Below are 17,779 nucleotides of genomic sequence, written 5' to 3'. Positions count from 1 at the left end.
TAAATGCACCCGCGATAAACTCCGTTGCCTTCGCACATTGCTCGTGCGAAGGGGCAGGAAACCACGGGTTTTTACGCGCAATCAGCGGATCAGATTGAACAGCGAAGACGACTGCATCTGCTGAAAGATCGTTTGCGCGGCCTGCAAGGAGGCGCGCTCAAGTTCGTACTGCCCAATGGCCGAGGCGTAGTCCAGATCGCGGATCGACGACAAGGTGGTCTTGAGCGTGACTTCGTTGGATTCGAGCAAGGAATTGGCGTTGTCGATCGCCGACAACTGCGCGCCGCCAGAGGCGCGCGCATCGATCATCTTGGAAGAAGCCTGCGCGATGTCGCGCATGGACGACTGCAGGGTGTTGATCATGGCCGCCTTCTGGGTCGGCGTCTGCGTATCGGAATTCAGCGCGGCCACCATGTCGTCGATGGTGGAGAACACGTCCTTGGTGCCGGAGGCGCCGATCTGGAAACTGTCGCCCACCGCCGGCGCGCCGCTGATGCGCATGCGCACCCCGGCGGCGTTGATGTCTTCGCCATCCTTATAGGTACCGGTGCTCACCAACGCGTTGGTGCTGTCGCGCACCTCGTAGGTGTCGGCGGCGGTGAACTGCACGCTGTAGCTGCCACCGTTCCAGCTACCGGAGCTGGCGTCGCGGCTGAAATCCAGCAGCAGCCCGGTCCCGGTATTGGTGGCATTGGCGTGCGCATCCACGCTGCCGTCGCCGGTGCGGATGCGCATGAAGATTTCGCTGCCGGGCAGGGTGTCGCTGACGAAGGTGTCCGGCGCCACTTCCACCTGCTTCTGGGTCTGATCGCCGTTGTAGAGCACGTTGCCGTTGCTCTTGATGAAAGGCGCATTGCCATCGGAAGTGCCGGCGAACAGGTAGCGGCCGGTGCCGTCGGTGCTGTTGGCCAGGCTCACCATGCTGTCGCGCAGGGCGGTCAGTTCCGAGGCGATCGCTTTACGGTCGTCCGGGCTGAGCGAGGAGTTGTTGGACTGCACCGCCAGTTCGGTGACGCGCGCCATTTTGTCGCCGGCCTGCGCCAGGGCGTTCTCCTGCAGGCCGAGCCGGTTCTGCACGTTGTTGGCGTTCTCGCCGAAGCGGGTGATCGCCGCCAATGCGCGGTCCAGGCCGACCGCGGTGCCTGCGGCAACCGGATCGTCCTGGGCAGTGACCAGGCGCTGCCCGCTGGAGAGCTGGGCTTCCAATTGGTTCAGTCGCGACTGCTTGGCCGTCATCGCCGACACCGACTGGCTGTACATCATGCTGGTGGAGATACGGTTGGTCATCAGCGTACGGCGCCCAGGATCGCTTGGAAGATGGTGTCGGCGGTGGAGATCATCTGTGCGGCGGCCTGGTAGGCCTGCTGCAGTTTCAGCATGTCGGCGGCTTCCTCGTCGAGGTTGACGCCGGAAATGGAATCGCGGCTGGCCTGCGCCTGGTCGTTGATGACCTCCTGCGCGTCGGCCGCGTAGTTGGCTGCGCGTGCGGCCGAGCCCACCGAGGTGGTCAGGCCGGACAGCGCGCCATTGAGCGTGACCGTGCCGCCATTGAGCGCCTTGGCGTCTTCCACCTTGGCCAGCAGTTTGGCGTTGCCGTTGTCGCTGGAGCCGGCGCCCATCGGGCCGACGCCGAAGGTGTCGCCAGCCTTGGGCGCGCCATCCAGCGCGAAGCTCCAGCCGTTGGCGCTGATGGTCTGGCCGGGCGTGTAGGCGAACGGGCCGGTGCCATCGATGGTGTACTGATTGGCATCGATGAACTCCACCGACGACGGTGTCAGCAGCGCGGGGTTCTGCGCATTGGTGACCTTGACGTCGCTGATCTTGCCGGTGCCCAGGTTGGCGATGGTCGCAGTGGCTTTCACCGGTGTGGCCGCGGCAATGCGCGAGGGGTCGGTGATCGCCACCGAGAGGCTGCCCGCGAGGCCGGCGGTGGGTTGCAGCAGGAATTTGTCGCCGTTGGCCGGCGCACCACCGACCACCATGCTCACGCCGTTGACCACCAGCGGATCGGCAGCGGTGCCGGTGCCGGTCAGCGGTACGGTGGAGCCGGTGTCGGTACGGGTGGCCTTCCAGCTACCGGCATCGAAGCTCAGGGTGACGTTCTGCCCGTCCACCGCGCCCAGATTGCTGAAGCTGGCGGTGAGGGCTGCGGTGCCGGTGTTCTTCGGGTTGGCGGCGGTGGTGGGCGAGCCGATGTTGAAGAAATTGCCGCCCAGCGCGCCGTACAGGTCCATGCCCTGGCTGTGCGCGGTGTTGAAGCTGCTGGCCATGCCCACGGCCAGCCGGCCAAGTTCGGCCTGGGTGGGCTCGAGCACGTTGCTGCGAAATTCCAGCAGGCCGCCGATCTGCCCGCCCAGCGAGCTGGGGCTGAGGCTGACGTTCTGCCCCTGGGTCTGCATCGCCACCTGCAGCTTGGTCGGCTGATACGGGTCGGCCACCGTGGTCAGCTTGGCCGCGGTGGTCCCCACCACCAATGCCTGGCCGCCAGCGGTGAAAACATTCATGAAACCGCCGTCCTGGATCACCGCGGTACCGCCGGTGTAGCCAACCAGCTTGGACACCAGCGCATCGCGCTGATCCAGCAGGTCGGCCGAGGCGTTGTCGATGCTGTTGCCGATGGTGCCGTTGATCTTGGCGATCTGCTGCGTCAGCCGATTGACTTCATCCACCGACGAAGTCAGGCCGCTGTTGACCTCATTGCTCAGGCTGTCCATCTGCCCGTTGAGCTGCTTGAAGCGCGTGGCCAGGCTGTTGCCGCTGTCGAGCATGCTCTGCCGCTCGGCGGTGGAGGAGGCGTTGGACGACAGCGCGCTGGCCGAGTCGAAGAAGTTGGACCACAGCCCGGCCACGTTGGTAGCCGTATTGGAGTACAGGCTGTCCACGCGGTTGGACAACGACGACAGCTGCTGCAGGCGCGAAAGTTCGCCGCCACTGTCGAGCAGGCGCGAGATGGCCAGCTGGTCGGCCACGCGGCCCACATCGCTGATCTTGGCGCCATTGCCCACGAACGCGTAGCCCATGTCGGTGGGCGTGCGCGTTGCAAATTCCACACGTTGGCGGCTGTAGCCTTCCGTATTGATGTTGGCGACGTTATGGCTAACGGTCGACAACGCCCGTTGGAAGGCGATCAGTGCGCTGGTCCCGGTGGACATGATGGACATGGGCGATTACCTCAGCGACGAATGGTGCCTAGCCCAACGGGCTCGGCGGTACTGGCATAGCGGTTGGACAGGTCGGCCGCCGCGTTGCCAATCGCGGCCACCGCACGGTCGATGGTCGGACCGTTGGCGATCGCCGCGATCTTGGCTGCGTAGCCCGGATCGGTGGCGTACCCGGCCTGTTGCAAGCCGCGTGCAAAACCCTTGATATCTGTGCCGGCCTGCAGCGCCGTCTGGTAGCGGCTGTTGTTTTTCAGCAGGCGCACGTAGTCGGCAAAGCTCTCTTCGGCCGAGCCGTAGGCGCGGAAATCCGCGGTTTCGGTGGTTTTGACGCCGTTGACGTATTCGTGGGTACCGGTGGTGACCTTGGCGCCGTTCCAGCCGGTGGCCTTGATGCCAAACAGGTTGTTGGAATCGCCGCCATTGCCGATGCCGCGACGGCCCCAGCCGGTTTCCAGCGCGGCCTGCGCCACCAGCGCGCGCGGGTCAACGCCAAGTTCGCGGGCGGCCTTTTGCGCATGCGTCCAGATCTTGGCGACAAAGCCTTCCGGTGTGCGCTCGCCCAGGCTGGCGGCGGCGCTGGAAGCGGCGGTGGCATTCACTGCGGCGTTGGCGTCGGCCGCATCGGTGGCGGTGACATCGCTCCAGCGGTCGTTGGCCGAGGGCCAGCTCAGCGCGGCCGCGTCATCGCCGCCGGCTTCACCGCCGGTGCGCCCGGCAATCAGATCCAGCACCTGGCTCATGCCGATGCCGGTGAGGCCGCCTGCGCCGATACCTGCAGCGGTGCCGACCGCTGCGCCGAGGCTCGCACCGACGCTGGTTGCCGCGCCGTCACGGGCGGGAAGCGGCAAAGACGCGTCGCGCTTGCCGGCCACCAGCGCATAGGCCTTGGCGGCATCGGCGGTGCTCAGCGAGGTGTTCAAGGCCGGGCCGCCGGTGTCGCCGCTCAGCTGCTTGGAGATCATTGCCGACAGACCAAGCCCCTTGCCGTCGGTCAACGCCTTGGCCATCTGCTGGTCGTACATCTCGCGGAACATCTGGTTTTCACCGGGAAACATCGGGTCGCCGGAGCTCGCATCGCGCATGCTCTTGACCAGCATCTGCGCGAACTGGCCTTCGAGCTGACGTGAGACCTTGTCGATCTTTGCAGGATCGGCCTTGGTGCTCGGGTTGAGATCAATGGGCGATGCAGAGATACGCATGTCAGATCACCTCTAGCTCCGCCGTCAGCGCGCCAGCCTGCTTCAGAGCTTCGAGAATGGCGACCAGGTCGCCGGGAGCCGCACCTACCTCGTTGACCGCGCGAACGATCTGATCGAGCGTGGTGCCGCCTTCGAACTTGAACATGCGGCTACCTTCGGAGGTGGCCGTGATGGTGGACTGCGGAGTGACCGCGGTGCGGCCGCCACTGAAGGCGCCCGGCTGGCTGACATTGGTGTTTTCGCTGATGGTCACTGTGAGCGAGCCATGCGCGATCGCCGCCGGCATCACCCGCACCAGCTGGCCGATCACCACCGTGCCGGTGCGTGCATTGACCACCACCTTGGCCGGCGCATCGCCGGGCGAGAGTTCGACGTTTTCCAGCCGCGCCAGCAGGCCGATACGGGCGCTGGGGTCGGTGGGCGAGCGCACCGAGACGGTGACGCCATCCACCGCACGCGCGGTACCGGCGCCGAAGCTGTTGTCGATCGCCGCCACCATGCGCGAGACCGTGGTGAAGTCGTTCTGGTGCAGGTTCAAGGTGATCTCGCCGCTGCCGGCGAACACGTCCGGCAGCGCGCGTTCCACCGTGGCGCCGTTCGGAATGCGGCCGACGCTGGGAATATTGACCGACACCCGCGAGCCGTCCTTGCCCTGCGCGCCGAAGCCGCCCACCACCAGGTTGCCCTGGGCCATGGCATACACCTGGCCGTCGGCGCCCTTCAGTGGCGCCATCAGCAGCGAGCCGCCACGCAGCGACACCGCATTGGCGATCGAAGAGACGGTGATGTCGATCGGCTGGCCGGGCTTGGCGAATGGCGGCAACTCGGCGTGGATGGCCACGGCCGCGACGTTTTTCAGCTGCGGGTTGACGTTCGCCGGAACATTGACGCCCAGCTCGCCGAGCAGGTTTTTCAGGCTCTGCACGGTAAAGGGCGCCTGGCTGGTGCGGTCGCCGCTGCCATCCAGGCCAACCACCAGACCGTAACCGACCAGCGCGTTGCCGCGCACGCCGCCGACCTGGGCGAGATCCTTGATGCGTTCGGCCGACGCCGGTGCGGCGATCGCGCACAGCGCGACAGCGGCAGCGAGCAGACGGTGGGGCAGGGAAGACAGATTCATGGTCGCAGGCTCAGTAGGGCGACAGACGGGAATTGAAGAAGCGGCTCAGCCAGCCCATCGCGTTGGACTGCGCGATCGCGCCGCGGCCACCGTAGGCAATGCGGGCATCGGCCACCTTGCTCGACGGCACGCTGTTGTCGGGGGCGATGTCGGCGGCGCGCACGATGCCTTGCACCTGCACCAGCTCATCGCCCTGGGTCAGGCGCAGATTCTTCTGGCCCTGGATCACCAGATTGCCGTTGGGCAGGCGCTGCATCACGGTGACGGTCACGCTGCCCTGCATGCGGTTGCTCTGCGCGGTATTGCCCTTGCCATCGAAGCTGCGGTCGCCGCTGGTGGAGTTACGCAGCACGTCGATGCCGTTGACGGTGAGCGGCACACCCAACAGCGTGGGCGTGCTCATGTCCACGGTGTCGGCCTTGCTGATGCTGGTGTTGGCGGTGGACGAAGCGGTGGTGTTTTCCACCAGGTTCACCGTCAGCAGGTCGCCGACATCGCGTGCGCGACGGTCGCCGTAGAGATTCAGGCTCGGGCCGGCCGCGTAGATCGCACCGGCGGTGGGCTGCGCGACCGGCGCAACCACCGGCACGATCGGCGCCAGTTCGGCGAACGGCCGCACGTCGCCGGCTGCCACGCAGCCACCCAGCAGCGCGCTGCAGGCGATGGCGAGGCACAGGGAGGAAAGAGAGGGCAGGCGGGACATGGCGTGAGTTCCTGAGAAGGCGACGAGCGGCGAGCCGATCAGACGTTGTTGTTCAAGTAACCGAGCATGGAGTCGGTGGTGGAGATCGCCTTGGCGTTCATTTCGTAGGCGCGCTGCGTCTCGATCATGCTCACCAGCTCTTCCACCGTATTGACGTTGCTGCCTTCCAGCGCGCCCTGCACGGTGGTGCCCAGGCCGTTGAGGCCGGGGGTGCCGTTCTGTGCGGGACCGGAGGCGGTTGTTTCGACGAACAGGTTCTCGCCCTTGGCCTGCAGGCCCGAGGGGTTGATGAAGTCGGTCAGCGTCAATGCGCCGATTTCCTGCGCGGCCGCCTGGCCGGCCAGGGTCACGCTGATGGTGCCGTCGTTGCCGATGGTCAGCGACTGCGCGCCTTCCGGCACCTGGATGCCCGGCTGCAGCGGGTAACCGCTGTTGGTGACGACTTCGCCCTGCGCGTTGATCTGGAAGGTGCCGTCGCGGGTGTACGCGGACGTACCGTCGGGCATCTGCACTTCGAAGAAGCCACGGCCGTTGACCATCACGTCGAGCGCGCGGCCGGTCTGCTGTTGGCTACCCTGGTCGAAGCCCTTGAAGGTGGAGACCACGCGCACACCGGTGCCCAGTTGCAGGCCGGTGGGCAGCTGCGTCTGCGCGGAGGTGGAACCACCCGGCGCACGCACCTGTTGATACAGCAGGTCTTCAAACGCGGCACGGTCGCGCTTGAAGCCGGTGGTATTGGTATTGGCCAGGTTGTTGGAAATGACCGACATGCGCGTCTGCTGCGCATCCAGTCCGGTTTTGGCGACCCACAAAGCCTGATTCATGACCCGATTCCTCGTTAGACCCGGGGATGTGTTCCGGGCACGGCTGGGTATATGCACGTGTTGTGCCAAAGCCGCGCCGGATTTCTGCCGGCTGTGCGGTGGGTCACGCAGAGGGGGCGCGGCGGCCTGCGCAGGGCAGGGCTGGCGGCGGCTAGGCGGCGGCTAACCGGAGGCGGTGGAGACCTTCGCGGCAGAGCGGGCGCGGTAGATCGGTTGCCGGTCAGCGATGTGGTCGAAGACGTGTGAACCCTTGGCGCTGCGTGCGGAAGGGTGCTTGGGACTTGCCGGCTGGTATTGCGACACAATCAACAGCCTGGGTGGTCGAGCGCGTGGTGCCGTCAAAAGCCTGGTCAGTCGAGCGCGCGGTGCCCTCACCGCTCGCAGGACACGCCGTGAACCCGTCCCTGGGGGCTCGGTGGCGGCATCCATGCCGCCACACGGTCCCGCAAGCGGCGAGGACACCGCACCAGCGAGTTGGTCGGTTGTTTTCTTAAAATCTTGTCCGTTGCTCGGCTTTCATTGAGAAGATGATCGGACGCGCGGTTATCTAAGCAACCCACGTCAAGCATTGCTTGCACCATGCACCGACCATCTCCACTGGTCCTTGCCCGCTCACCGTCGCGGGACCTCATGCGGCATGGATGCCGCGTAAGCGCTTACAAGGACGTACTTGCAGCGTGTCCCTCGATTGTGGGCGGGCGGACCCTGCAGCCAAGCTGGGTGAGCCAGGGTCCTGCAGCCACGCTGCAGATCAGCCGCAGCGAGAGACCAGATCATTCGCTCAGCAGTAGACCTGCGTGTGCATGACGATAGTGGCCAAACGACATGTCGATTGCGTCAGCCTGCCATGCCGCCTCGCGCCTGCTCTCGAATTGGTTGGCAAAAACCCTGGCCGGCCGACCCGCGACGACAAAGTCACCTTGGCGATGACGGTTAGCCGCTGACACGCAGCAACGAATTGGCCGACTGCGCGTTGTCGTCGCCGTTCTTGATGATCTTCACCTGCATCTCGAACTGGCGCTGCAGCTGGATCATCTCCACCAGCGCGCCGGCTGCATCCACGTTGCTGCCTTCCAGCATGCCGCTGTTGACGGTCTTGCCGGTGGCCACCGCAAATGCCTGCGCCGGGTCGGTGCTGGTATTGCGCATCAACCCGTCCGGGCGCCGCGTCAAACGATCGGCGGGCGCATCGACCACCTTCATCTTGCCGACGATGGCCATGGTCTGCGGGCCTTCGCCCTGCGGAATGATCGAGATACTGCCGTCGCTGCCGATTTCCATCGCCTGGTGCGGCGGGATGGTCATCGGGTTGCCGCCTTCATCCAGCACCGCGTGCCCGTTGGCAGTGACCAGCTGGCCATTGGCGGTGAGCGCCAATTCGCCATTGCGGGTGTAGGCCTCGCTGCCGTCCGGCGACTGCACGGCCAGCCAGCGGTCCTGCTGTAGCGACACATCCAGCGGGTTGCCGGTCACCTTCTGATGGCCCTGGCTGCGATCGAAGCCCTGGTCCACATGCAGCGCATCGATCCGCGACGGATACCCCTTACCCCGGATCTGGAATGCCTCGGTGTTGGCCAACGCGGCCTTGAAACCCACCGTATCGACGTTGGCGAGATTGTGCGACACGGTGCTCTGCGCCTGCAGCGAAGCGCGGGCACCGGTCATTGCAACGTAGAGGGCTTTGTCCATGAGACACCGGGATTAGGGAATCGGGAATCGGGAATTGCAAAAGCGGGATTGCTGGAGACTGGGAGAAGGGGGGCAAGGCCGGCATCCGATGCACGAGATGCCTGCTCTTACGATTCCCTACTCCCGATTCCCCATTCCCAGCTCTTAACGAATATTGATGATCGTCTGGGTGACCTGATCCTGGGTCGAGATCATCTGCGAGTTGGCCTGGAAGTTGCGCTGGGCCACGATCATGTTCACCAGCTGCTCGGTCAGGTCCACCGTGGAGGCTTCCAGCGAGCCGGATTCGATCTGGCCCAGGTCCGAGGTGTCCGGTGCGCCGGTGCGGGCGGCGCCGGAGGTGTAGCTTTCGGCCCACATGTTGTTGCCCTGCGACTGCAGGCCCTGCGGGTTGACGAAGCTGCTCAGTGCGACCTGGCCCAACGCCTTGTCGGCACCATTGGAGTAACGCGCAAACACCACGCCGCTGGTGTCGATGCTGATTTCGTTGAGCTTGCCGCTGGCGTAGCCATCCTGGCGCGTATCGCGCAGCGCGAAGGCTTCGCCGTACTGGGTGGAACCGCTGACATTGAGCTGCATGCTCAGCACGCCGGCACCGGTGCTCGGGGTGAACGGGTCCATCGCCACGATGCCGTTGGCCGGCGTGGTCAGCGAGCCGGTGTCGGAGAACTGCAGCGTGGTCGGCGCGCCAACAGCCGAGCCATCCACGTAGTTGTGCACTTGCCACTCGTTCGGGTTGGCGGTCTTGACGAAGTAGGAGGTCTGCACGTGGCTGACGCCCAGCGAGTCATAGACATTGATACCGCCGGTGGAGTGGCTGTAGGTCTTGTCATCGGCCGGGTTGAACGGGGTCACCGTCGGTGCGGTGGCGTTGCCGGGCAGGGTGAAGGCCAGGTTGACCGTGGAGGTCGACTTGGGCGGGCTGTCGGTGGTCAGCAGCTGCAGGTCCGACAAACGGCCCACGTCGAAGCCGTTACCGCTGGGGTTCGGCGCGAACACCTGCAAACGGGCGCCCTGCGGGTTGATCACATAGCCGTTGGCATCGGTCTGGAAGTTGCCGGCGCGGGTGTACATCTTGGCGCCGTTGGAGGACACGGTGAAAAAGCCCTCGCCAGAGACGGCCAGGTCCAGGCTGCGGCCGGTCGGGTCGATATTGCCCTGCGAGAACTGCTGCGCCACGTTGCTGACGCGCACGCCCGAACCCACCGCATTGCGCGACAGCCCGTAGCTGGTGCTCTGGAACATGTCGGCAAACTCGGCGCGCGACTCCTTGAAACCAGTCGTGTTGACGTTGGCGATGTTGTTGGAGGTGACGTTCAGATCGGCATTGGCTGCGTTGATGCCGGACAACGAGGTATTGAAAGCCATGGATGAGTTCCTTTAAGTGGCGGTTGCCGGCTCAGCTGACGCGGAGCACGTTGGCGAGCGGGGAGGTGCCGAGCCCCGTCAGGTTGAGATACAGGCCGTCCGAGCCGATCGTGACGCTGTCCACCGGTGCATCGACGTAGGTGGACAACTTGCTCTTGGCACCGGCGGTGTCGGTTTGGGTGGCGGTAATGCCGTATTTGCCGGCGGCCATGCGGTTGCCGTTGGCGTCGGTGCCATCCCAGGCAAACGACACCTCACCGGAGGCGCTGGCTGGCACGCTGAGCTGCTTGACGAAGGTGCCGTTGGCATCGGTGATTTCGAAATTGACGAAACCGGCCGACGTCGCGGCGACCACGCCCTTGGCCGAGCCGGTCGCATCGATCGCCACCTGTGCCGAGGGCACCAACACGTTATGGCCCACCAGCGCGGCACCCTTGAGCACCTGGTCACTGTTCATCGAATCGGAGAAATTGCCGACCTTGGTATTGAGGTCGCCAATGCCCTGCACAGTGGAGAACTGCGCCAACTGGCCCAGAAACGCGCTGTTTTCCATGGGCTTGAGCGGGTCCTGGTGCTGGAGCTGCTCGGTCATCAATTTGAGGAAGTCGGCCTGGCCGAGCGCGTCCTCTTTCTTGGCGACCTTGCTGCTGGTGGTCAGCCCAAGGCTGTTGTAAAGGTCACTGCCGATCGTGCTCATCTGGAATGGTCCGTAAGGAAGGGTCAGCGACCCATGGTCAAGGTGGCGAGCGCCAGTTCCTTGGCGGTGTTGAGCATTTCCACGCCAGCCTGGTAGTTACGCGAGGCGGAAATCATGTTGACCATCTGCGAGACCGGGTCCACGTCGGGCGAGAACACGTAACCGTCGGCGTCGGCCAGCGGGTGGCCGGGCTCGTAGCGGCGGATCGGCGGCGCATTGGTGGTGGTGATCTCTTTGACGTTCACCGAGGTCAGGCTGGGGTCCTGGCGGTTTTGCTGCGCCTGGAAGATCGGCTCGATCGGCTTGTAGGTTGCTTCCGCCGAGCCCGCGACCGAGTCGGCATTGGCCAGGTTGGAGGCGATGGTGCTCAGGCGCACGGACTGCGCGTGCAGCGCAGAACCGGCGACATCGAAAATCGGAAGATTGCTCATGACTTATTGGCCCGTGATCGCGGTGAGCATCGAGCGCACCTTGGATTCGAGGAAGCTCAGCGACGCGCGGTATTCCAGCGCGGCGCGGCCGTAGGCGGCGCGTTCTGCATCGGGATCGACGGTGTTGCCGTCCAGGCTGGGCTGGTCGGCTTCGCGGGTGATCTGAAACGGGTTGAGGCCGGCGGTGCTGCCGATCTCGTAGTGCTTGGCATCGGTGGCCTGCATCAGGCCGCCGTCGCGGACGCCTTCGGCCGCCTTCAATGCCGCTTCGAAGTTCAGATCCTTGGCCTTGTAGCCAGGGGTGTCCACATTGCTCAGATTGCTGGCAATGAGCTTCATCCGCTGCTCGCGCAAGGTGAGCGCGTCGCCGTGGATGCCTAGGAAGGAAGTGAAGGGACTGGACACGGTGTTCTCCCGTGGAAGGTTGCCAGGGGAGAAGCAATGTTTGTGCCAGATCCTGGGCGCCGTGCTGGTGGGGCCGGGCAGGGGGGCTCTTGGGCGTCGCCGCTGGGTCGCTTGGCATTGCAAGCGGTGGGCCGCGCCGCACGGGCCGTGCCATCGTCGGCAGGGCCAGGCGCGGTGACGGGGCAGCGGGCTTTGCCGCGTTCTTGTTTAAAGCTTGCCAGAGCGCAACGCGGCTAATGTACCGAGCCCATTGCGCGCGAGCAGGCGAAGCCATCTACGGAAGTGGCTGATCGCTAACAAGAAGAAGGTGCGTATGCGAGGGCCAGGCGCAGTCAAACCCTTGCGGCTCTCGCGCAGGCGTATGGCCGCCCGTTTGGGCAGCAGCATATTCGGAGGGAATCTCAGACGGGGGAAATCCCCGTCAGGCCTGCGCGCTCAGGCGGGCAGGGCGGCCGGATCCAGCAGGATCAGGCGGCTTCGGCCACCACGCGCAGGCGGGCCAGCACGTAATCGGCCAGCTCGTGAGCGCTGTACTTGGCCACGAAGGCGTTGGCGCCCACCTGCTCGACCATGGCATTGTTGAACACGCCCGACAGCGAGGTGTGCAGCAGCACGTACAGGCCCTGCAGGCCCGGCGTGCGCCGGATTTCCGTCGTCAGCGTGTAGCCGTCCATTGCCGGCATTTCGATATCGGAGATCACCATGGCGTAGCGCTCGGCCGGGTTTTCGCCCGATGCCGCCACCTGCAGCAGGTGATCCAGCGCCTGGCGGCCGTCGGAGAGAAGCGTTGCCGCCACGCCCAACTGGTCGAGCACGCTGCGGATCTGCTGGCGTGCCACGCGTGAGTCGTCCACCACCAGCACCTGGAACTGCCGGTCGGAGGTGACCAGCTGCAGCCCGGGATCCAGTTGCACGTCCTTGCTGACCTTGGCGATGTCGGCCAGCACGCTTTCCACGTCGATGACCTGGATCAGCTCACCCTGGAAGCGCGTCACCGCCGTCAAATAAGTGGCTTCCGCGCCCAGTTCCGGCGGCGGGTGAATATCTTCCACCGCGATATTGACGATGCGTTCCACCCCGCTGACCAGAAAGCCCTGCACCGAGCGGTTGAACTCGGCCACCACCAGGTAGCCGGGCCCGTTGTCGCCATGCGGGTCGCGCTCCGGGTGGCCAATGGCCAGGCCTAAGTCCAGCACCGGCACCGAGCGCCCGCGCACGTCGGCGACGCCGGCGAACTCGGTCGGCAGGCCAGGCACCTGGAACAGTTCCGGCCGGCGCAGCACTTCCTGCACCTTGAAGACGTTCACGCCAAAAAGCTGGCGGCCGCCCAGCCGAAACAGCAGCAGGGCCAGTCGATTGTGGCCAGCCAGACGCGTGCGCTGGTCGATGCGGTTGAGCAGATCGTGGGTCATGGGGCAGATATCGACAGGGGTGCGCAATAACTTGAGCAGGAATGGAGAATCGGGAATCGTCTGACAGGCCATCGGTCCGTCCCCCTTACCAATCGACGGGCGGTCCACATACTTGAGGTATCCGATGCGCCGCCCGGCTTTTGCGATTCCCGATTCCCCACTCACGATTCCCCAGAAAACGGCACACAGCTTGCAGGAGCTTCCGCGCCTTCTTCCGGATCTGGTCCCATGCGCCTGCTCCTGCTTGTCATCCTGTTGGTGTCTGCCCCGGCCTGGGCCGATGGCTACCAGTCCGTCGATTCGATCCGTGCCGCCGCGCTCGCCACCGTGGGTCCCGATGCCGAAGCGGAGGCCACGCTCGATCCCGGCCTGCGCATGCCGGCGTGCCCGATCGCGCTGCAGGCCCAGCCCACCGGTACCAATACGGTGGAAGTGGCGTGCCCGCAGCCGGCTGGCTGGCGCCTGTTCGTGCCGCTGAAGGTGCGGCGTAACCAGGATGTGCTTGTCCTGCGTCGCGGCCTCACCTCTGGAGAAACCATCTCGCTGGCCGATATCAGCATCGAGAAGCGCGATGCCGCGCGGATCGTCGGTGCGGTCCTGGCCGACCCGGCTACAGCGGTGGGCAAGACCGCCCGCCGCATCCTGCCGGCTGGCACGCTGTTGTCGGCCAATGACCTGGTCACCCCGCGGCTGGTACGGCGTGGCGACACGGTGCCGCTGGTGTCGCGCAACGGTGGGCTGGAGGTGCGCATGAGCGGTCGCGCGCTGTCCGACGCTGGCGAGAACGAGCGTGTCTCGGTGGAGAATTCATCCTCGCGCCGAGTCGTTCAGGGCATTGTTGAAGCGAGCGGTACCGTGGTGGTATCCAGATAGAAATTCTCTATAAAGTTTTTTTTCTGGCCGCCGTTATCCCCTACGACCTGTAGAGGAGTTCCTGACATGAGCCAGAAAATCGAAGGCAATCTACCGACCGCAGCGACTCTTCGTACCGCCACCGTGGGCAGCAAGATTGCCTCCGCTGGAGAAGACCGCGCGTCTCCCGTTGCCGCAACACCGCCCACCGACAGCGTCAAGCTGACCGGCGAAGCGACCAACCTGCAAGCGCTGCAGCGCGAGCTTTCGCAGTCCTCGGCGATCGACACCGGTCGCGTCCAGGCGGTGAAGGAAGCGTTGCAGAACGGCAGCTATTCCATCAACCCGGATGCCATCGCCAGCCGCATGATGGATCTGAACCAGCAACTGGCGGGCTAATTGCCGGCCAAAGGATGAACGTGAACGATTCCCTGCAACGTCTCAGCGATGCGCTGGCCGGCGAACGGCAGGCATTGATCGAGCACGACATCGAAAGCTTGATGCGGCACACCCAGGACAAGCTTGCGGCACTGCGCGCGCTCGAAGTGCAGATGCCCGAAGGGCAGGAAGAGCGTCTGCGCGAACTGGCCGAAGCCAACCGCGCCAATGGCGCGCTGCTGGCACGCCGGCGCCGTGAGGTGAACTGGGCACTGCGGCATCTGGGGCGGACCGAAAGCGCACCGTCCTATGACGCCAATGGCCAGTCCAGCGTGTTGCGCGCCGGCCGCTCTCTCGCGGTGGCCTGAGCGCCACGCCGCATTCGGCAACACGGCCGGTCACGGGTTCGGCGTATATTGAGGCGTCCTCTACGCTGCCTCGTCCCGTGACTGCCAAGTTCTTTCTCAATCAGACGTTGTTGCCTTCCTCGGCCATGCTGCGCGCCTTCGGCGATCAGATGCTTGAGGGTGTGTTGCTGTTCCGCGCCGATGGCCAATTGATCATGGCTAACGCAATCGCGCGCCAGAGCCTGTGCAAGGAAGATCCCACCGACGACCGCAATCTCGGTGAGCGGATCTCGCAGGTCTTGCCGGCCGATGCGCTCAACCAGGCGCGCAGCAAGGGCAGCTGGACCGGCAGCCTGCCGGTGAGCGACCGCGTGGTGATTGCGCATCTGTATTACAACGAGGAGCAGGGCGTCGGGCATTTTTTGGCGCTGTTCCACAATATCGAAGGCCAGCAGGACTACGAGCGCGAGCTGCAACAGCGGCATGCTGAGTTGCGCCAGGCCTATCTGCGCTTGAACGGCGCCCAGGACAAACTGCTGCAGTCCGAAAAAATGGCCTCCATCGGTCAGCTCGCTGCAGGCGTCGCGCATGAGATCAATAACCCGATCGGCTATGTGCACTCGAACCTGGGCAGCCTGCAGGAATATCTGCGCAGCCTGTTCACCCTGATCGAAGCCTACGAACGCGCGTTGCAGGCGCCAGATCCGAAAGCGCTGATCCCGGAAATCGACGAGATCCGCAACCGCGCCGATATCGACTTCATCAGCCGCGATCTGCCGCAGCTGATGGCCGAGTCGCGCGAGGGCATCGAGCGCGTGACGCGCATCGTGCGCGACCTCAAGGACTTCTCGTACTCGGACCGTTCTGAGTCCTGGAAGATGGTGGATCTGCATGCCGGCCTCGAATCCACGATCAACATCATCTGGAACGAGCTCAAGTACAAGGTCACCCTGGAGCGCAATTACGCCGAGCTGCCGTTGGTGGAATGCCTGCCATCCGAACTCAACCAGGTCTACATGAACCTGCTGCTCAATGCCGGGCAGGCGATTGTCGAGCGCGGCACGATCACCGTGACCACCGGTCGCGACGAGGCAGAAAACGTCTGGATCCAATTCCAGGACAGCGGCGCCGGCATTGCCCCGGACCTGCTGCAGCGCATCTTCGACCCGTTCTTCACGACCAAGCCGGTCGGCAGCGGCACCGGCCTGGGCCTGTCGATTTCCTACGGCATCATCAACAAGCACCACGGCCGCATCGACGTCGAAAGCGTCCCGGGGCAGGGCGCAAGCTTCCGGATCGTGTTGCCGGTGCGGCAGCCGCGGTAGCGCTTCGCGCTGGGAATGGGGAATCGGGAATGGGGAATCGATAGAGCGGCGTCGCTGATGCTTCGTTGCCCGGAGGTGCTCATTCCACACGGAAACAAACGGAGCACGCGCACCGCTTGTACCGATTCCCCACTCCCGATTCCCTATTCCCGGCCGTTCCGCAACTCATCATGCGTGCGGAATGCCTGGCGAATGTGCTCGCGCAACTCGTCGTCGTTCCAGGGCTTGGTGAGGAAGCGGTAGATCGCGCCGCGGTTGATTGCTTCGGTGACCGTGGCCAGGTCGGTGTAGCCGGAGAGCACCAGGCGCACGGTGTCGGGGTAGAGCATCTTGACCCGGCCCAGGAACTCGGTGCCGCTCATGTCGCTCATGCGCTGATCGGAAAGGATCACCTGCACATCGTTGGTGGCCAGCAGGTCGAAGGCGTCGCGTACGTTGCCGGCGGCCAGGATGCGGTAGCCGTCGCGGCGGAACAGCCGCACCAGCGAGCGCAGCACGTTTTCTTCGTCGTCCAGCAACAGCAAGGTACGGTCGGGGCGGCTTTCGGCGAACGATTCCGGGCGCAGGTAGCGGCGGCGTAGCGCCATGCCGGCAGACTCGGCCGACATCGGCTCGCCGAACAGATAACCCTGGAAGATGTCGCAGTCGTTGCGTCGCAGAAACCCCAACTGCGCCTGTGATTCCACGCCGTTAGCAATGACCGTCATGCCCAGCTGATGGCCCATCGCAATGATGGCGCGCGCGATCGCGGCCTCGCGGCTGCCGGCCGGTGCGCTCTTGATGAAGCTGCGGTCGATCTTCAGCCGGTCTACCGGGTAGCGCACCAACGCACTGAGGCTGGAGTCGCCGGTGCCGAAATTGTCCAGGCTGAGACTGATGCCTTCGTTGCGCAGGTTGGCCATCGTCTCGTGGACGAAGTTGACGTTGTTGGTCAACGCGCTTTCGTTGATCTCCAGCGTCACGAACTGCGCCGGCACGCCGGCGGTCTGCAGCATGGCCATGACTTCGTTGAAGAAGCCCGGGCGCAGCAGCTGCAACGTGGAGACGTTCACCGCAATGCTGAAATCGTCAAAGCCCTGGTCGCGCCACAACCGTGCCTGGCGCACCGCGTTCTGCAGCACCCATTCGCCGATCTGCACGATCACGCCCAGCCGCTCGGCGGTGCGCATGAAGCGCTCCGGCACCAGCATGCCCAGCGTGGGCGATTGCCAGCGCAGCAAAGCCTCCATGCCGACGATGCGGCCATCGCGCGCGCTCACCAGCGGCTGGTAACGCAGCCGCAGTTCGCCATGCGGGATGGCATCGACGATCTGCCGCGCAATGATGCTTTCGCTATGCGCATTGGTGGCCGAGTTGCGCGTGTACAGGCGCACCGTATTGCCGCCTTCGCGCGCGGCCTGGTAGCTGGCTTCTTCGGCGTAGTCGAGCAGGGTGGAGAGCGAGGTGGAATGTTCCGGACACAGGCTGATGCCGACCTTGCCGGTCATGAACAACGTATACGGCAACACCGACAGCGGCAATTCCAGCTGCTGGCGGATCTCTTCGGCAAAGTCTTCCGGCAGGGGCGTGTCTTCGCGCCGCACCGCCACCACGATCATTTCGTCGCTACCGTGCCGCCACAATTTGCCGCGCGTGCCCAGGAATTCCTGCAGCCGGCGTGCGGTCAGGGTCAACGCCTGGTCGCCGACCTCGCCACTCATGTTCTCGTTGATCGAGGCGAAGTGGTCGATGTCGATATGGAAGATCATCAGCGGCGGGCCGCCGGAGGCGGCGGCGTCCACCAGATGCAGCAATTCAGGGTTTCCCGCGCCCAGACGGGTGGGCTTGACGATTTCCAGTCCGGGCGGGATCACAGGGCTCCACATGAA

The 17,779-nt window shown here is 64.7% G+C and carries 17 protein-coding genes; 4 read left to right on the top strand and 13 right to left on the bottom strand.

Going from position 1 to position 17,779, the window contains the following annotated elements; genetic code table 11:
* Window positions 1–81: 81 nt before the first annotated feature.
* From flgL to QRM60_RS18195, 12 genes are all read right to left on the bottom strand, one after another.
* Window positions 82–1,287: a flagellar hook-associated protein FlgL gene (gene flgL, locus QRM60_RS18250; protein ID WP_285446785.1), complete on the bottom strand. Its 1,206-nt coding sequence runs from the start codon at window positions 1,285–1,287 to the stop codon at window positions 82–84.
* The gene (flgK, locus tag QRM60_RS18245) at window positions 1,287–3,161 is read right to left on the bottom strand and encodes a flagellar hook-associated protein FlgK (protein ID WP_011037108.1); all 1,875 of its coding nucleotides are present in this window, start codon (window positions 3,159–3,161) and stop codon (window positions 1,287–1,289) included. Before flgK ends, flgL begins: the two co-directional genes overlap by 1 nt.
* Before the next feature lie 11 nt (window positions 3,162–3,172).
* A complete protein-coding gene (locus QRM60_RS18240) occupies window positions 3,173–4,360 on the bottom strand; it encodes a flagellar assembly peptidoglycan hydrolase FlgJ (RefSeq protein ID WP_011037109.1) in 1,188 nt (395 codons plus the stop codon).
* A gap of 1 nt (window position 4,361) precedes the next feature.
* Window positions 4,362–5,480, bottom strand: a complete 1,119-nt coding sequence (locus tag QRM60_RS18235; protein WP_014507703.1) for a flagellar basal body P-ring protein FlgI — start codon at window positions 5,478–5,480, stop codon at window positions 4,362–4,364.
* 10 nt (window positions 5,481–5,490) lie between these two features.
* Window positions 5,491–6,183, bottom strand: coding sequence for a flagellar basal body L-ring protein FlgH (gene flgH / locus QRM60_RS18230; protein ID WP_011037111.1), 693 nt, complete (start codon window positions 6,181–6,183; stop codon window positions 5,491–5,493).
* Between the two features lie 38 nt (window positions 6,184–6,221).
* Window positions 6,222–7,007, bottom strand: a complete 786-nt coding sequence (gene flgG, locus QRM60_RS18225) for a flagellar basal-body rod protein FlgG (protein ID WP_005994332.1) — start codon at window positions 7,005–7,007, stop codon at window positions 6,222–6,224.
* Between the two features lie 933 nt (window positions 7,008–7,940).
* Window positions 7,941–8,696 (bottom strand): flagellar basal-body rod protein FlgF, encoded by a 756-nt coding sequence (gene flgF / locus QRM60_RS18220; protein WP_040941329.1) that lies wholly within the window; start codon window positions 8,694–8,696, stop codon window positions 7,941–7,943.
* A gap of 144 nt (window positions 8,697–8,840) precedes the next feature.
* Window positions 8,841–10,064, bottom strand: coding sequence for a flagellar hook protein FlgE (gene flgE / locus QRM60_RS18215; protein WP_040941328.1), 1,224 nt, complete (start codon window positions 10,062–10,064; stop codon window positions 8,841–8,843).
* A 31-nt stretch (window positions 10,065–10,095) separates the two neighbouring features.
* Window positions 10,096–10,761, bottom strand: coding sequence for a flagellar hook capping FlgD N-terminal domain-containing protein (locus tag QRM60_RS18210; protein WP_285446784.1), 666 nt, complete (start codon window positions 10,759–10,761; stop codon window positions 10,096–10,098).
* Window positions 10,762–10,784: 23 nt separating this feature from the next.
* Complete coding sequence (gene flgC, locus QRM60_RS18205; protein WP_002813454.1) at window positions 10,785–11,192, bottom strand: flagellar basal body rod protein FlgC; 408 nt, start codon at window positions 11,190–11,192, stop codon at window positions 10,785–10,787.
* A gap of 3 nt (window positions 11,193–11,195) precedes the next feature.
* Complete coding sequence (gene flgB / locus QRM60_RS18200) at window positions 11,196–11,597, bottom strand: flagellar basal body rod protein FlgB (RefSeq protein ID WP_011037116.1); 402 nt, start codon at window positions 11,595–11,597, stop codon at window positions 11,196–11,198.
* 467 nt (window positions 11,598–12,064) lie between these two features.
* Window positions 12,065–13,009 carry a chemotaxis protein gene (locus QRM60_RS18195; RefSeq protein WP_011037117.1) on the bottom strand — a complete coding sequence of 315 codons (945 nt, stop codon included), beginning with the start codon at window positions 13,007–13,009 and terminating at the stop codon, window positions 12,065–12,067.
* Between the two features lie 228 nt (window positions 13,010–13,237).
* Here QRM60_RS18195 and flgA point away from each other — a divergent pair, with 228 nt between their 5' ends.
* From flgA to QRM60_RS18175, 4 genes are all read left to right on the top strand, one after another.
* On the top strand, window positions 13,238–13,882 hold the full coding sequence (gene flgA, locus QRM60_RS18190) for a flagellar basal body P-ring formation chaperone FlgA (protein WP_115555968.1): 645 nt from the start codon (window positions 13,238–13,240) through the stop codon (window positions 13,880–13,882).
* A gap of 66 nt (window positions 13,883–13,948) precedes the next feature.
* The gene (gene flgM / locus QRM60_RS18185; RefSeq protein ID WP_011037119.1) at window positions 13,949–14,260 is read left to right on the top strand and encodes a flagellar biosynthesis anti-sigma factor FlgM; all 312 of its coding nucleotides are present in this window, start codon (window positions 13,949–13,951) and stop codon (window positions 14,258–14,260) included.
* Between the two features lie 14 nt (window positions 14,261–14,274).
* Window positions 14,275–14,607, top strand: coding sequence for a hypothetical protein (locus tag QRM60_RS18180; protein WP_011037120.1), 333 nt, complete (start codon window positions 14,275–14,277; stop codon window positions 14,605–14,607).
* Window positions 14,608–14,684: 77 nt separating this feature from the next.
* Window positions 14,685–15,911: an ATP-binding protein gene (locus QRM60_RS18175; RefSeq protein ID WP_014507708.1), complete on the top strand. Its 1,227-nt coding sequence runs from the start codon at window positions 14,685–14,687 to the stop codon at window positions 15,909–15,911.
* Window positions 15,912–16,054: 143 nt separating this feature from the next.
* Here QRM60_RS18175 and QRM60_RS18170 read toward each other — a convergent pair whose 3' ends face one another.
* Window positions 16,055–17,776 (bottom strand): EAL domain-containing protein, encoded by a 1,722-nt coding sequence (locus tag QRM60_RS18170; RefSeq protein ID WP_011037122.1) that lies wholly within the window; start codon window positions 17,774–17,776, stop codon window positions 16,055–16,057.
* Window positions 17,777–17,779 lie beyond the last annotated feature (3 nt).

This window comes from Xanthomonas sp. fls2-241-TYG-148 (assembly GCF_030208815.1).
Taxonomy (GTDB): Bacteria; Pseudomonadota; Gammaproteobacteria; order Xanthomonadales; family Xanthomonadaceae; genus Xanthomonas; species Xanthomonas campestris.
This window is presented reverse-complemented; position numbering and strand designations above follow the sequence as displayed.